The sequence below is a fragment of the Pseudonocardia parietis genome, assembly GCF_017876315.1.
GTDB lineage: Bacteria > Actinomycetota > Actinomycetes > Mycobacteriales > Pseudonocardiaceae > Pseudonocardia > Pseudonocardia parietis.
In genome coordinates this window covers 5849568-5863780 of record NZ_JAGINU010000001.1, presented here as the reverse complement: position 1 = coordinate 5863780, position 14213 = coordinate 5849568, and the positions used below count along the sequence as shown (strand labels likewise).

Here is a 14213-nt window from a genome sequence, read left to right as displayed (position 1 = left end):
GCAGGGCCATCGGCGGTCATGAAGCCGTCAACGGATACACGGATGCGAAGACGACGTTGCTCATGATGAGCCGCGCCAGCTGCGTGGTGATGCTGTGGCTTGCGCGGGATCGGGCCGGCTCACCGGGCGGCGGTCCAGACATGAATTTGGTGCTGGCGGATCTCGCGCGCCACGCCGCGGAGGTGCCTATGCCGCTCAGCGGCGTGAGCCGGAGGTGTCCGCATCGCTCAGGAGGGGACGGTCCGCAGGCGCACGCGGTGGTGGCGTCGAGGGGCGAGTAGCCCCGGAACACACGGCCAGCCCGGCCGCGAGCACGACAGGAGCAACCGCCGAACGGCCACGCGCCGAGCCCTCCAGGCCTGCGTCGGACAGGCCCCGCTCTCAGGCGTTGTTCACGACCGTTGATGGACGGAAGAAGATCACGAGCTGTCCCACGCCGGCGAGCCCTCCACCGGCCCCCGCGATGAGCAGGCCGGTCGAACCCGAGAGCGGACCGGTGAGCCCGAGGACATGATCCAGGGAGTACCGGCCGGGGCCGGTCACGGCGACGGCGACCCCGATCGTGGCGAGTACGAGGTTGTACTCCCATCCTGACCGCACGCTGAAGAAGCCGTTGGCGCGATGAACCGTGTACCCGGCGACCAGCATGAGCGCGACGAACGCGGCGCCCGCCACTGCGGTGAGCAGCCCCACGGCCAAGAAGATGCCGGCAAGCAGTTCGGTCGTGGCGGCGGCCAGAGCGTGCAGCCGACCCGGGCGCATGCCCATGCTGTCGAACCAGCGGCCGGTGCCGGAGATCCGCTCGCCCGAGAAGAACTTCTGGTACCCGTGGGCGGCCATGGTGATCCCGGCGACCACACGGAGGACGAGGATTCCGACGTCTGCGGAAGTGCTACCGGTCATCAGGGGCCTCTCAGCTCTGCTTCGACGAATCCGACTGGGTGCATCTCGGCTCGCCCGGCTGCGGCGTGCAGCCGGAGGAACGATCTCAGCTGCCGGGCCCCTGAGGGAACTTCAGCAGCGACCCGGCGTCGACGCGGATCTGCTGCCCGGTGACGTAGCGGGCTTCGGCGGAGGCCAGGAACAGGACGAGGTTGGAGATGTCGACCGGCTCGACGTAGGGGATCGGCATGGCCTGGAAGGTGGTGAACGCCGGCTCGACGTCCTCCCGGGTCGGGTTCTCGAGGTCGGGCCGGAACATGCCGTAGAGGCCGTCGTTGTGCAGCAGGTGCGTGTTGACGTTGGTCGGGTGGACGGCGTTGACGCGGATGAACCTCGGCGCGAGGTGCAGGGCCATCTGCTCGACATAGCTCATCAGGATCCGCTTCGCCCAGCCGTAACCGGCGCTGCCGGGGCCCATCGCGGGGTTGTCGGTCGTGTTGGGCAGCATTGCCGCGGTCGACCCGGTGACCACGACCGACCCGAAGTTCGGCAGGTGCGGCACCGCCACCGCCACCGCGTTCATCACGCCGATGAGATCGACGTCGGTGGCGTCGACGAAGTCCATCGGGTCCGGGTCGCCCATGGCCATCGGCAGGATGCCGGCGTTGGCCACGACGACATCGAGCCGGCCCAGCTCCGCGATACCGGCCTCCACGGCCTCCTGCAGCTGGTGCCGCTCCCGGACGTCGGCCTTGCGGGTGACGATGCGGCGATCGAGCTTCTCCACCAGCAGCGCGGTCTCGGCGAGGTCGGCGTCCGTGGCCAGCGGATAGGGGTTGGACTCGATCTGTTCGCAGATGTCGACCGCGATGATGTCCGCGCCCTCCTGCGCCAGGCGCACGGCGTGGCTCCGGCCCTGACCCCGCGCCGCGCCGGTGACGAACGCGACCTTGCCTTCCAGGCGACCTGGCACGACGAACCTCTCGACGATGGGGTAGGTGATCAGCCGGCGTAGCCGACGGTCTTGCTCTGCAGGTGCTGCTCGAAGCCCTCGATGCCGCCCTGGCGGCCCTGGCCGCTCTGCTTGTAGCCGCCGTACGGGGCGTCCGAGCCGTAGAACATGCCGCCGTTGACGTTGATGCTTCCCGTGCGGATCTGACGGGCCGTCGCGAGACCGCGGTCGAGCGAGGCCGAGAAGACGGCCCCGGAGAGGCCGTACGGGCTGTCGTTGGCGATCCGGACCGCGTGGGCGTCGTCGTCGTAGGGGAGCACTGCGAGGACCGGTCCGAAGATCTCCTCGCGGGCCACCGTCATGCCGTTGTCCACGTCGGCGAGCAGCGTCGGCTCGACGAAGTACCCCTTCGGCAGGTGCGAGGGCCGGCCTCCGCCCACGACGACCCGTGCTCCCTCCGCACGACCCTTCTCGATGTAGGCCAGCACGCGGTCGCGCTGACGGGCGTTGATCTGCGGGCCGGCGATGTTCTGCGGGTTCGTCGGGTCGCCGTAGGGCAGCTGGGAGAACACCGCTGCGAGGATCTCCACACCCTGCTCGTAGCGGGAGCGGGGCAGCAGGACCCGTGTCGTCAGTGCGCATCCCTGCCCGGCGTGCATGCACGCACCCATGCCGGCCTGCGGGAGGACGGCCGCGAGGTCCGCGTCGTCCAGCACGATCATCGCGGACTTGCCGCCCAGCTCCAGGAGCGTCCGCTTCATCGTTGGCGCCGAGAGCGCCACGATGCGCCGGCCCACGGCCGTGGAACCGGTGAACGACACCATGTCCACCCGCGGGTCGGTCACCAGGAGCTCGGCCACCGCGTTGTCCGACGTCGCGACGACGTTCACGACACCTGCCGGGATGTCGGTGCGCTCCGCGACGATCCGCCCGATCCGGGTGGCGTTCCACGGGGTGTCGGGGGCCGGCTTGAGGACGACGGTGTTCCCGGCCGCCAGCGCCGGCCCGAGCTTGTTGATCGTCACCTCGAACGGGAAGTTCCAGGGCACGATGGCGGCCACGACCCCCACCGGCTCCTTCCACACCGCACGGCGGCTGGGCCCGAACAGGTTGGTGGCGGGGAGCTCGCGCTCCCAGGGGAAGGTGTCGATCAGCTCCATCGGGGCGCGCAGGCCGTCCGCGAGCGGCCACTCGAGCTGCGCGATGTGGGTCACCGCCAACGGGGCGCCGGCCTCGGCGACGAGCTCCGCGCGCAGGGCTTCCTTCTCGTCCTCGAGCGCCGCCTGCAGCTGCGCCAGGCACCGCTTGCGCAGTTCGCGATCCGTCGACCATTCGGTCTCGTCGAAGGCCCGCCGCGCCGCGGCGATCGCGCGGTCCATGTCCTCGGGCCCGGCGTCGGCTGTCTGGCCGAGGACCTCCTCGGTGGCCGGGTTGACGTTGTCGTACCGCTTGCCTGCGATCGCTTCGCCGAGCTGCCCGTCGATCAGGAGCCGTGCCTCGCCCTGCGCCGTCGCCGCGCCCGGGGGAACAGTCGCCGTCATTGCGTCCTCCGACACCAGTGTCACCAACCGTCCCGGAGACGGCTCGATGGCGCGGACGGTACATCCCCGCATCGGTCGTGTCGACGGAAGCCCCGACGATGTCCATCTGAACTGGGGATTCGTGCCGTATGAACCTTCGTGTGGCTACGGTGTCAGGCCGCCGCGGAGGCGGGTCCTCGACGTCTGATGGAGCCCACGCCTCCCGGCCAGGAGCAGTTTTCTGACAGTGCATTCTTGCTGTGTCGGATCTGATCTGACATCTTGTCCACAAGAGTCGATGTGTTGCCGGCATGCGGCACGCCTCGTTCGCCGGGGGTCAGGGAGGACATGCGATGACGCAGCGGCGCCTGGTGGTCTGTGCCAGCCACAGCCCGGGTATGGAGCGCGACGTCGAGCGCGTGCAGGGTGCATCGTTCCGCGAGGGGCTCGCCCGGACGCGTGGGATCGTCGACGCCTTCGACCCGGATCTCGTGGTGCTCTTCGGCGGAGACCACCGGCGGGCGTTCACCCACGTCGTCCCGAGTTTCGCGGTCGCGCTCTCCGCCGGGATCCTGCCCGAGGGTGGCCACGAGGAGGGTTCGCTCGACGTCCCGTCGGAGGCCGCGCGCGCCCTGGCCGACCACCTGCTCGACTCCGGGATCGACATCGCCGTGTGCCGGGACGTCGCGCTGGACCACGCCTTCGCCCAGCCGCTGCGTGACCTGGTCGGGAGCCTCGACGGCCGGCCCGTGATCCCGGTGGCGGTGAACTGCGCGACGGCCCCGCTGCCGCGGGCCTCCCGGGTGCTCGCCCTCGGCGACGCCGTCGCCGATTTCCTCGACGGGCGCCCGGAGAAGATCCTGGTCATCGGAACGGGCGGGCTGTCGCACTCGCCGCCCAGCCTGGAGATCGACGCCTGGGACCTCGATCCCGAGGTCCGCGCCCGGCTCATCGCCGAGGGTGCGGCGGCCGCCCGGACGAAGATCCGGCCGGAATGGGACGCGGCCTTCCTCGACGCGCTCGCGCGCTGGGACCGCACGCGCCTCGCCGAGCTCACCGACGGCGCGCACGCGGCGGCCGGGGCGGGGGCGAACGAGGTCCGCACCTGGCTGGCCGCCGGCGCCGCCGGGGGAGGGGTGCCGCTGAGCGCGCTCGTCTACGAGCCTGTCGAGGAGTGGATCACCGGCATGGCTGCGGCCGCGTCCATCTGACGGCCGCGTCCCCTGTCACGAGGAACGGAGCGCCGGATGGCCGACAACTGGGTCGAGGAGTACTTCACCGCCTGGAACGGGACGGACGCGGACGCCGTGGCGGCCTTCGTGACCGACGACGTCGTCTTCGAGGACGTCACCGCGGGCCACGTCGCCCGCGGCGCGCACCAGTTCCGGAAGTTCGTCGAGATCTGCTACCGGAGGGTGCCGGACGCCCGCTACGAGGTCGTCGCGAGCCGGACCTCGGACGACTCCTACGCCGTCGAGTGGGTCATGCAGCCGATGGGGGTGCGCGGCGCCTCCGTCGGCACGCTGCGCGAAGGACGGATCGCGTCGAACCGCGACTACTGGAACGGGGCCGAGTTCCAGCCCTGACGGCTACCGGTCCCGCGGGAGCCGGCCGGGAGGAAGAGCCACATGGGAACGACCTTGGCTGACGTGCTCTCCCTCGACCAGGAGGACGGCCGGACCTTCCGCGGGCACTCGCCCGTCCCGTCGCCGCCGCGGGTCTTCGGCGGTCAGCTCGTCGCCCAGGCCCTCGCGGCCGCGGGGCGCACCGTGCCCGCCGGGCGCCGCCCGCACTCGCTGCACGCGCACTTCCTCCACCCCGGCGACACCGCGCTGCCGCTGACCTACGAGGTGGACGACGTGCACGACGGCGGCGCGCTGACCCTGCGGCACGTCGTCGCCGTCCAGGGGGACCGCAGCCTGTTCCGGCTCGTGGCGTCCTTCGGCGAGCCCCGGCCGGGTCCGGCGCACGAACTGCCCTCCCCGGTCCCGCGGGCGTTCGAGGCCGTGCCGGCGGCGGAGGCCGGTCTCGCGGGGGCGGAGCCGAGCACCCGGAGATGGGCCGCCGGGCTGCGCGCCGTGATCCCGCTGGATCTCCGGTTCCCGGCATTGCCGCCGCGCGATGCGGTGGTCCGCGGAGAACGGCCGGCACCCCGGCAGCGCATCCTGGTCCGGGCCGCGGACCCGCTCCCGGACGACCCGCTGCTGCACGCCTGCGCAATCGCCTACGCCTCCGACCTGCTCCTGCTGTCGACGGCGATGCTGCCGCACGGGCTGGTGATGGGCGATCCGCGCGTGCACGCCGTCAGTTTCGACCATTCCGTCTGGTTCCACGCCGCGGCGCGAGCCGACGACTGGCTCGACGACGAGATGGAGTCCGAGTGGGCCGGGGACGGCCGGGCGCTGTGCCACGGGCGGCTGCGGGACGCGCAGGGGCGCCTCGTCGCCACGGTCGCCCAGGAGGGGGCCCTCCGCACCGCGCGGGCCTGAGCCGCTCCGGTCGGGCCGGGCGGCCACCCGGAAGCGCAGGAGCCGGACACGATCGCCGATCGTGTCCGGCTCTCCTGCGACGGGGTCAGCTCGAGCGCGGGTAGTTCAGCATCCGGCGGGCGTTGGTCTCGACGATCTTCTCGACCTCGTCGTCCGGGATCCCGGCGAGGACCTCGGACGCGCGCTTGCGGCTGTTGGGCCAGTTCGAGTCCGAGTGCGGGTAGTCGATCTCCAGGGTGATTCGGTCGATCCCGATCGCGTGCCGGTTCTCGAGCCCGTGCTCGTCGTCGATGAAGCAACCCCAGAAGTGCTTGCGGAACAGGTCGCTGGGCTTCACCTCGGCGTCGATGTCCTGGTACCAGCGGTGCCGGTCCCAGGTGTAGTCCGCGCGCTCCAGGATGTAGGGCACCCAGCCGATGCCGCCCTCGGCGAGGGAGAACTGCAGCTTCGGGAAGCGCTGCAGGGCCCGGGAGAACAGCAGGTCGACCGTGCTCCACATCAGGTTGGAGGAGAACAGGACCGTGGCCACGGCGAACGGCACGTTCTCGGTGACCATGTCGAGCCCGGGCGCCTTGCCCGAGAAGGAGAACCCCGGCACGAACGAGCCCGAGCCGAAGTGCAGGGATACCGGCATGCCGGTGTCGCTGCAGACCTGCCAGAGCGGGTCCCAGTGCCGGGTGTGGAACGACGGCAGGCCGAGCGGCACCGGGCTGTCGGGGAACGACAGCGTCCGCGCTCCCTTGGCCGCGACCCGCTCCGCCTCCTTCACCGAGGCCTCGATGTCCCAGACCGGCAGGATCGCCATGGGGACGAAGCGGTCCGGCGCGGTCGCGCACCACTCGTCGATGTAGAAGTCGTTCCAGGCCTGCACGCACAGGAGCGCGAGCTCCTTGTCCTGGGCCCGGAAGAACGTCCCGCCCGCGAACCCGGGGAAGGACGGGAAGCAGAGCGCGGACTGGACGCCGTCGAGGTCCATGTCCTTGACCCGCGCCACCGGGTCGTAGCAGCCGGGAATCATGTCCTCGTAGCGGACCGGGTCCATGCCCCAGTCCTTGGGGTCCTTACCGGCGACGGCGTTGAGCCCGATGGTCGGGAACTGCTTCCCGTCGTAGTGCCAGATGTGCTTCCCGTCGACCTCCACGATGCGGGGGGCGGCCTCGCGGTACTTCTGCGGGACCCGGTCCTGCCACACCCGGGGGTGCTCGATCAGGTGGTCGTCCACCGAGACGATCTGGTGGTGCTCCTGCAGCGGCATCCTTGCCCTCCGAACAACTTGAAAACCGGTTTCTGACGCCATGAACTTTCTGACACGACGTCCACTCGACTGTATATGCTGGACCCGCGTGCTCACCAGAGCTTCGGAGGAGATGGACCCATGACCGACGTACGCGACGAGGATGTCGTCGAACGGCCCGACGAGGACGACTACGATCTGCTGACCTTCGGCGAGGCGGGGGCTCGCCTCGAGATCGAGATCCGGGCGATGCGCTCCCGGATCGCGGAGCTGGAGCAGGCTTCGCCGGTGGACGCCGACGCGGTCTCGGCCGCGAAGGAACGGCTGGCGGCGCTGCAGGACGGCGCGTCCCGCAACGCGGCGCAGCCCATCAACGACGAGAACTTCGAACGGTTCTTCGGCTACCCGGGCAAGGCCCGGCGGAACACCGCCTGGTGAACACGCAGGAGCGGGGCCCGGTGTCCGGGCCCCGCTCCTCGTTCGCGTCCCGGGTCAGGCGGGGCGCGGGTAGTTCAGCATCCGGCGGGCGTTGGTCTCGACGATCTTCTCGACCTCGTCGTCCGGGATCCCGGCGAGGACCTCGGACGCGCGCTTGCGGCTGTTGGGCCAGTTCGAGTCCGAGTGCGGGTAGTCGATCTCCAGGGTGATCCGGTCGATCCCGATGCTGTGCCGGTTCGTCAGCCCGTGCTCGTCGTCGATGAAGCAGCCCCAGAAGTGCTTGCGGAACAGGTCGCTCGGCCGGGCTTCGCGGTCGATGTCCTGGTACCAGCGGTGCCGCTCCCAGGTGTAGTCCGCGCGCTCCAGGATGTAGGGGATCCAGCCGATGCCGCCCTCGGCGAGGGAGAACTGCAGCTTCGGGAAGCGCTGCAGCGCCCCGGAGAACAGCAGGTCGACCGTGCTCCACATCAGGTTCGAGGAGAACAGCACGATCGGGACGGCGAAGGGCACATTCTCGGCGGCCATCTCCACGCCCGGGGCCTTGCCGGAGAACGAGAAGCCGGGGACGAACGAGCCCGAACCGAAGTGCAGGGACACCGGCATGCCCGTGTCCGTGCAGACCTGCCAGAGCGGGTCCCAGTGCCGGGTGTGGAACGACGGCAGCCCGAGCGGGACCGGGCTGTCGGGGAACGAGATCGTGCGGGCGCCCTTGGCCGCGATCCGTTCGGCCTCCTTGACGGAGAGGTCGATGTCCCAGACCGGCAGGATGCCCATCGGGATGAAGCGGTCCGGCGCGGTCGCGCACCACTCGTCGATGTAGAAGTCGTTCCAGGCCTGCACGCACAGGAGCGCGAGCTCCTTGTCCTGCGCGCGGAAGAAGGTGCCGCCGCCGAACCCGGGGAAGGACGGGAAGCAGAGCGCGGACTGGACGCCGTCGAGGTCCATGTCCTTGACCCGCGCCACCGGGTCGTAGCAGCCGGGGATCATGTCCTCGTAGCGGACCGGGTCCATGCCCCAGTCCTTGGGGTCCTTGCCGGCGACGGCGTTGAGCCCGATGGTCGGGAACGCCTTCCCGTCGTAGTTCCAGACGTGCTTGTCGTTGACCTCGACGATCCGTGGCGCGGCCTCGCGGTACTTCTGCGGGACCCGTTCCTGCCACACCCGGGGGTGCTCCACGAGGTGGTCGTCCACCGACACGATCTGGTGGTGCTCCTGCAGCGGCATCCTTGCCCTCCGAACACTCGGCGTGAACTGCATTTCTGACGTTCCGTGCACCTACTGTAGCCAGGTTGTGCGGCAAATCACCAGGCTGTCGGCCCGGAAAGATCGCGGGGCCTCGCGTCGCGGACCTCGGACTGCCGGGGGTCTGACGAGATCGCCGCCGGTCGGGCCGCGCCCGGTGGCTCCGTGCCGAGGGCGCCGGACCGCGTCAGACCGCCGTCCCATCCCGTTCGCCGTACGCCTCGCATCTGGCCGGATGAGGTGGCATGAGTGTCAGAAAGAACCGCCAGTTCTTGATAGTGGTGCGCGCCCCTGCGAACTTCAGAACAACGTTCCGTGGTTTGCGACACTGGCTTCTGTCAGCCGCGCAGGGGACGTCCGAACCGGGCCTCCGAGGTGGCTGCCGCAGTGGAACCGCGGCGGCTGCGCCGGCGGGCCCTCCTCCGTCCGATCGAGCCGATGGGCATGCCGATGTCGTCATCTCTGGAATCGTCGTCCGGTCCCCGGACCCTCACGATCGGCCAGGTGGGAGCCCGGCTGGACCGGCTGCCGACCGGCCCGTTCCACCGCAGGGTCCTGCTCGTGGCCGTGGTCGCGTTCGTCTTCGAGATCGGGGACCAGTCCGCGACCGGCCTGGTCGCGGCGTCGCTGAGGGAGCACCTCGGCACCGACCTCACCGGGATCGCGTTCGCGGTCTCGGCGATGTACCTCGGGCTCCTCGTGGGCTCGCTGGTCGCCGGGCAGGTCGGCGACCGGTTCGGCCGGCGCTCCACGCTCTCCTGGGGGATGGCGGCGATGGCGGTCTTCTCCGCCCTCGCGGCGTTCTCCCCGAACATCACGACGCTGGTGGTCCTGCGGTTCCTGACCGGGATCGGTCTGGGCGCGACCTACATCGGGATCGTCGTCTACCTGAGCGAGATGTTCCCCGCCCGGCGCCGGGGCCTGTCCCTGGCCGTGGGCGTCGCGATCGGCACCGTCGGGTCGGTCCTGCTCACGGTGCTCGCCCGCGCCGTGGTGCCGACGGGTGAGCACGGCTGGCGGATCGTCTACGCGGTGGGCCTGCTCGGCCTGCTCGCGGTCCCCGCCTGCCGGCGCCTCCCGGAGTCGCCGCGGTGGCTCATCGCCCGGGGCCGCGCGGTGGAGGCCGCGGCCGTGCTGGAGAGCATCGAGAAGGAGACCGCGGCGAAGACCGGCGCGCTGCCCGAGCCCGAGGTGCCGGACACGGCCGCGAGCGCGAAGGAGGCCCGGCGCCTGCCCACCTCGGCGTTGTTCCGGGGCAGGCTGCTCCGCAGCACGGTCATGCTGATGATCGTGTGGATCTGCTACTCGGCCGTCCAGCAGGTCACCACCACGTGGACCCCGACGATCCTGGTGCTCCGCGGGTTCACCCAGGCCGAGGCCCTGTCGCTGACCTCGCTGATCGTGCTCGGCTCGCTCGCCGGCTCCATCGCCGCGATCTTCATCGCGGACCGGCTGCCGCGCCGAGCGGGCCTGGTGGCGTTCACCCTCATCGCGGCCGTCGCCGCGCTGTGCTTCGGCTTCGTCACGAACCTGGCGCTGCTGATCGTCTCCGGCTTCGCCATCTACTTCTTCTCCGGGGGTGCCTCGCCGCTGATCAACGCCTACATGGCCGAGGAGTTCCCGACGGACCTGCGGGCGCGCGGCAGCAGCTTCGCGTTCTCGACAGGCCGGCTCACGAACGTCCTCGCGCCCTTCACGATCGCCGCGGTGCTCGCCTCCCTCGGCTACCACGCGATCGCGCTCGGCACGTTCGCCGCCTGGGCGCTGATCGCCGTCGCGGCGCTCGTCCTGGGCCGGCGCCGCTCCCGCACGGCGGACATGGTGGAGCAGGTCTGACCCCGGCCCGGGCCCGCCCGGCGGATGCACGAACGGCACTCTCGCTCACACCTACCGAGCGAGAGTGCCGTCCGTGCATCCGGCGAGGAACGTCAGCGGACCATCAGCATCCCGCCGTCGACCGCGAACACCTGGCCCGTGATGAAACGGGACCCGGAGCCGGCCAGGAAGACCATCAGCGGCACCAGGTCCCGGTCGACGTCGCCGAGCCGCCCGTCGATCGGCATCTGCGCCGCGATCTGCGCGTCGTGCGCGGCGAGCTGCTCGGGCGCCATCGACGCCCGGGTCTTCGCGTACATCGGCGTCGAGATCGCCGGGGCGATGGCGTTGACGGTGATCCCGGTACGTCCCCACTCCTGGGCGACCGTGCGGGTCCACGCGAGGACCGCGCCCTTGCTGGCGGCGTAGTGCGCCTTGTTGCGCAGGCCCAGCACGCCGGCGGCGGACGCGAAGTTGAGGATGCGGCCGCCGCGCTCGTGCAGGTGCCGGAACGCGGCCTGGTTGGTGAGGAACGTCCCGGTCGCGTTGACGGCGAGGACCCGCTCCCACTCCTCGACCGGGATGTCCTCTGCGGGCGTGCCGGGCGCGATCCCGGCGGCGTGCACCAGGACGTCGAGCCCGCCGAGGAGCCCGGCGGCGCGGTCGAACGCGGCGTCCACGGAGGACTTGTCCGTGACGTCGCAGAGCACGAAGTCCGCGTGCCCGGGGCCGTCCGCGGTGGCCTTGGCCGCGATCTCGACGCCCGGCGCCTCCTGAACGTCGCAGGACACCACCGATCCGCCCGCGGCGGTGAAGGCACGGACGATGCCCGCGCCGATCCCGCTCGCTCCGCCGGTGACGAGCACCCGGGTGCCCGTGAGCGACTCGCTCATCTGCTGTCTCCTCGGTCGTGGGCCGCCGGTGTCACCGGCGCGCCGCGATCACCTGCGCCCCGTAGTGACGCAGGGCGTCGAGAGCGGCGGCGCCACTCTCGGCAGATGTGTGGACGAGGACGGACGTGACGCCCGCCTCCGCATAGCGGTCCAGCTCGTCCAGGTGCGCGTCGACGTCCAGCGCCGCGTCGGCCACTGTGGGGGCCTCCACCTGCACGTCCAGGACCGCGGGGTCGCGGCCCGCCGCCCTGAAGGCTGCGTGGAGACCGTCGACGGCGTCGGCGAGCTGGGCGAGCGAGTCGATCGACGACGTCCGGAGCGAGGCGGCGGCGCGGCCGACGGTGAGGAGCGGTGACCAGCCGTGGCCGTACCGGACGACCCGCCGCCGGGTCAGCGGGCTGTTGCCGCCGAGCCAGAGCGGCGGCCCGGGCTGCTGGACCGGGCGCGGCCGGAGGACCTGGTCGACGGCGAGGAACGAGGCTCCCTCGACGTGGTACGGCTCCCCGCCCCAGGCGGCGTGGAGCGCGGCGACCGCCTCGTCGAACAGGGCGTTGCGTCGCGCGAAGTCGGCGCCGACGGCGGCGAACTCGGACCGCAGGTAGCCGGTCCCGGCACCCAGTGTCAGCCGCCCGCCGGAGAGCACGTCCACCGTCGCCAGCGTCTTCGCCAGCTGGGGCGGGTTGTGGTAAGGCAGGACGAGCAGGTGGGTCATCAGCCGGATCCGGGTGGTCACCGCGGCGCAGAAGGCGAGCGCGGCGAGCGGGTCGAACGTGTCGTGCCCGCCGGCCTCGTGCCACTTCCGCGAGGGCGCCGGATGCTCGCTGAACGAGACGGCGTCGAACCCCGCCTCCTCGGCGGTGCGCCCGAACGCGCCCACGGTTCCCGGCTCCACGAGCTCCGCGGAGTAGCCGGCCCCGCGCTCGATCGGGTACTCGGCGGTGAACTTCACGTCCCGTCCGTGATCGTCGTCCCGCCGTCGACCACCAGGACGTGCCCGGTGACGAACGCGCTCGCGGGGGCGGCGAGGTAGACGACCGCGCCCGCGACGTCGGCCGGTGTCCCGACCCGGCGCAGCGGCGTGCCGGCGATCCGGCGCCCCGCCCGCTCGGGATCGGACACGACGGGCCGGGTCATGTCCGTGGCGATCAGCCCCGGCGCGACCGCGTTCACCCGGACCCCGCGCGGCCCCCACTCCACGGCCAGGTTGCGGGCCATCGCCACCAGCGCCGCCTTCGTCATCGAGTAGAGGCCGACCATGCTGCTGCCGCGCAGCGCGGCGATGCTGGCGGTGAGCACCACGCTGCCGGCGCCGCCGTCGGCGAGGTGGGGGAGGGCGTGGGCGGCGAGCCGCAGCCCGCTGCGCAGGTTGACCGTCATGATCCTCTCGTAGGTCTCGTCGTCGACCTCGGTGAGCGGGCCGGGCGGCGCGGTCAGCCCGACGTTGGACACCAGTACGTCGAGCCGGCCCAGGGCCGCGAGGGCGGCCGGGACCACGGCGTCGATCTCCTCAGGGACCTCCACGTCGCACGGCAGCGCAACGGCCCGGCCCCCGGCCGCGCGGATCTCCGCGGCGACCGCCTCGCACCCCTCCGGCTCGTTGCCGCTGACCGCGACCGCCGCCCCGTGCGCCGCGAGCTGCAGCGCGGACTCCCGGCCGATGCCGCGGCTGGCGCCGGTCACCAGGGCGACCCGCCCGCCGAGGTCGAACAGGCCGGTCACGGCGCGCCGGCCCGCCCCGCCGCGGTCGTGAGGACGACCTTGCCGGTGGCGGTGCGGTCCGCGACCGTCCGCAGCGCCTCGGTCACCCGCTCGAGCGGGAACCGTGCGGAGACGGCAGCGCCGATGCCCTTGTCGCGCAATGCCTCGAGCTCCACTGCGTCCCGGGCGGCGGCCTCGGGCTCGTGCTCGGTGAACCCGCGGATCTCGAACCCCTTCACCGTGACGTCCTTGAGCAGCACGAGGTTGAGCGGGATCCGCGGGATGACCCCCGAGGCGAAGCCGACGGTCACGAACCGGCCCCGGCGGCGCGTCGCGCGCAGGAGCACCTCCGCGAGCTCGCCGCCCACCTGGTCCAGCACCACGTCCGGGCCGCCGCACAGCTCGCGGACGCGGGCCCGCACGTCCTCGGTCCGGGAGAGGTCCAGGACGGCGTCCGCGCCGAGCGCCGTGCAGAACTCGGCCTTCGCCGGGCTCGAGACGACGGCCAGGACCCGCGCGCCGAGCTCCTTGCCCAGCACGACGGCGGCCGAGCCCACGCCGCCGGCGGCGCCGGTGACCGTCACCCACTCGCCCGGCCGCACGTCGGCGACCGACCGCAGCGCGGAGTAGGCCGTCGCGAAGGTGACGCCGCTCGCGGCGGCGGCGACCAGGTCGGCGTCGGGTGCCAGCGGCGTCACCGAGTCCGCCGGCCGTCGGATCCGCTCGGCGAACGCGCCCGCCATGCCCTGCCCCGCCACCCGGTCACCCACCGCGACCCGGGTGACCCGCTCGCCCACCTCGGCGACCACCCCGGCGAACTCGCTCCCGGGCGTGAACGGCGCCGGCAGGCTGACCTGGTAGCCGTCCGCCACGAAGAGCAGATCGGTGAAGTTGACGGCCGCGGCGTGCACGATGACGACCACGTCGTCCGGTCCCGGCGCCGGGTCCGGCAGCTCCTGAAGGATCAGGTCCTCAGGCGGGCCGTGACGGGTGCACCGCACCGCGATCATCGAGTGTCACCCGCAGGGGGCCGGTTTGGAACGACGTTCT

General features: G+C 71.8%; 14 protein-coding genes. 5 read left to right on the top strand and 9 right to left on the bottom strand.

Features of this window, described 5'->3' with window-relative positions; genetic code table 11:
• Positions 1-381: 381 nt before the first annotated feature.
• The 3 genes from JOF36_RS27465 to JOF36_RS27455 all read right to left on the bottom strand — a co-directional run bounded on the left by JOF36_RS27465 (position 382) and on the right by JOF36_RS27455 (position 3375).
• Positions 382-903: a DoxX family protein gene (locus JOF36_RS27465; RefSeq protein ID WP_210032510.1), complete on the bottom strand. Its 522-nt coding sequence runs from the start codon at positions 901-903 to the stop codon at positions 382-384.
• Positions 904-988: 85 nt separating this feature from the next.
• A complete protein-coding gene (locus JOF36_RS27460; protein WP_210032508.1) occupies positions 989-1855 on the bottom strand; it encodes a mycofactocin-coupled SDR family oxidoreductase in 867 nt (288 codons plus the stop codon).
• Between the two features lie 29 nt (positions 1856-1884).
• Entirely contained in the window at positions 1885-3375 is a 1491-nt protein-coding gene (locus JOF36_RS27455) for an aldehyde dehydrogenase family protein (protein WP_210032507.1), read from the bottom strand.
• A gap of 332 nt (positions 3376-3707) precedes the next feature.
• On the opposite strand from JOF36_RS27455, the gene JOF36_RS27450 reads away from it, so the two are divergent.
• From JOF36_RS27450 to JOF36_RS27440, 3 genes are read left to right on the top strand one after another with little or no spacing between them, the layout of a single operon-like run.
• On the top strand, positions 3708-4565 hold the full coding sequence (locus JOF36_RS27450; protein WP_210032504.1) for a 3-carboxyethylcatechol 2,3-dioxygenase: 858 nt from the start codon (positions 3708-3710) through the stop codon (positions 4563-4565).
• Positions 4566-4601: 36 nt separating this feature from the next.
• Entirely contained in the window at positions 4602-4940 is a 339-nt protein-coding gene (locus JOF36_RS27445) for a nuclear transport factor 2 family protein (protein ID WP_210032502.1), read from the top strand.
• A 42-nt stretch (positions 4941-4982) separates the two neighbouring features.
• Entirely contained in the window at positions 4983-5843 is an 861-nt protein-coding gene (locus tag JOF36_RS27440; protein WP_210032500.1) for an acyl-CoA thioesterase, read from the top strand.
• Between the two features lie 85 nt (positions 5844-5928).
• Here the strand turns inward: JOF36_RS27440 and JOF36_RS27435 are convergent, their stop codons facing one another.
• A complete protein-coding gene (locus JOF36_RS27435; RefSeq protein ID WP_210032498.1) occupies positions 5929-7098 on the bottom strand; it encodes an amidohydrolase family protein in 1170 nt (389 codons plus the stop codon).
• A 120-nt stretch (positions 7099-7218) separates the two neighbouring features.
• Between JOF36_RS27435 and JOF36_RS27430 the strand changes: the two genes are divergently transcribed.
• Positions 7219-7515: a hypothetical protein gene (locus JOF36_RS27430; protein WP_210032496.1), complete on the top strand. Its 297-nt coding sequence runs from the start codon at positions 7219-7221 to the stop codon at positions 7513-7515.
• 54 nt (positions 7516-7569) lie between these two features.
• On the opposite strand, the gene JOF36_RS27425 is transcribed toward JOF36_RS27430, so the two are convergent.
• Positions 7570-8739, bottom strand: a complete 1170-nt coding sequence (locus JOF36_RS27425) for an amidohydrolase family protein (protein ID WP_210032487.1) — start codon at positions 8737-8739, stop codon at positions 7570-7572.
• Positions 8740-9261: 522 nt separating this feature from the next.
• Between JOF36_RS27425 and JOF36_RS27420 the strand changes: the two genes are divergently transcribed.
• Positions 9262-10593: an MFS transporter gene (locus JOF36_RS27420; protein ID WP_210032486.1), complete on the top strand. Its 1332-nt coding sequence runs from the start codon at positions 9262-9264 to the stop codon at positions 10591-10593.
• A gap of 92 nt (positions 10594-10685) precedes the next feature.
• Here JOF36_RS27420 and JOF36_RS27415 read toward each other — a convergent pair whose 3' ends face one another.
• From JOF36_RS27415 to JOF36_RS27400, 4 genes are read right to left on the bottom strand one after another with little or no spacing between them, the layout of a single operon-like run.
• Entirely contained in the window at positions 10686-11465 is a 780-nt protein-coding gene (locus tag JOF36_RS27415) for an SDR family NAD(P)-dependent oxidoreductase (protein ID WP_210032483.1), read from the bottom strand.
• A 31-nt stretch (positions 11466-11496) separates the two neighbouring features.
• Positions 11497-12414, bottom strand: a complete 918-nt coding sequence (locus tag JOF36_RS27410; RefSeq protein WP_210032481.1) for an LLM class F420-dependent oxidoreductase — start codon at positions 12412-12414, stop codon at positions 11497-11499.
• A complete protein-coding gene (locus tag JOF36_RS27405) occupies positions 12411-13184 on the bottom strand; it encodes an SDR family NAD(P)-dependent oxidoreductase (RefSeq protein ID WP_210032479.1) in 774 nt (257 codons plus the stop codon). The genes JOF36_RS27410 and JOF36_RS27405 overlap by 4 nt, the downstream gene beginning before the upstream one ends.
• Positions 13181-14173 carry an NADPH:quinone oxidoreductase family protein gene (locus JOF36_RS27400; RefSeq protein ID WP_210032477.1) on the bottom strand — a complete coding sequence of 331 codons (993 nt, stop codon included), beginning with the start codon at positions 14171-14173 and terminating at the stop codon, positions 13181-13183. Before JOF36_RS27400 ends, JOF36_RS27405 begins: the two co-directional genes overlap by 4 nt.
• Between the last annotated feature and the right edge of the window lie 40 nt (positions 14174-14213).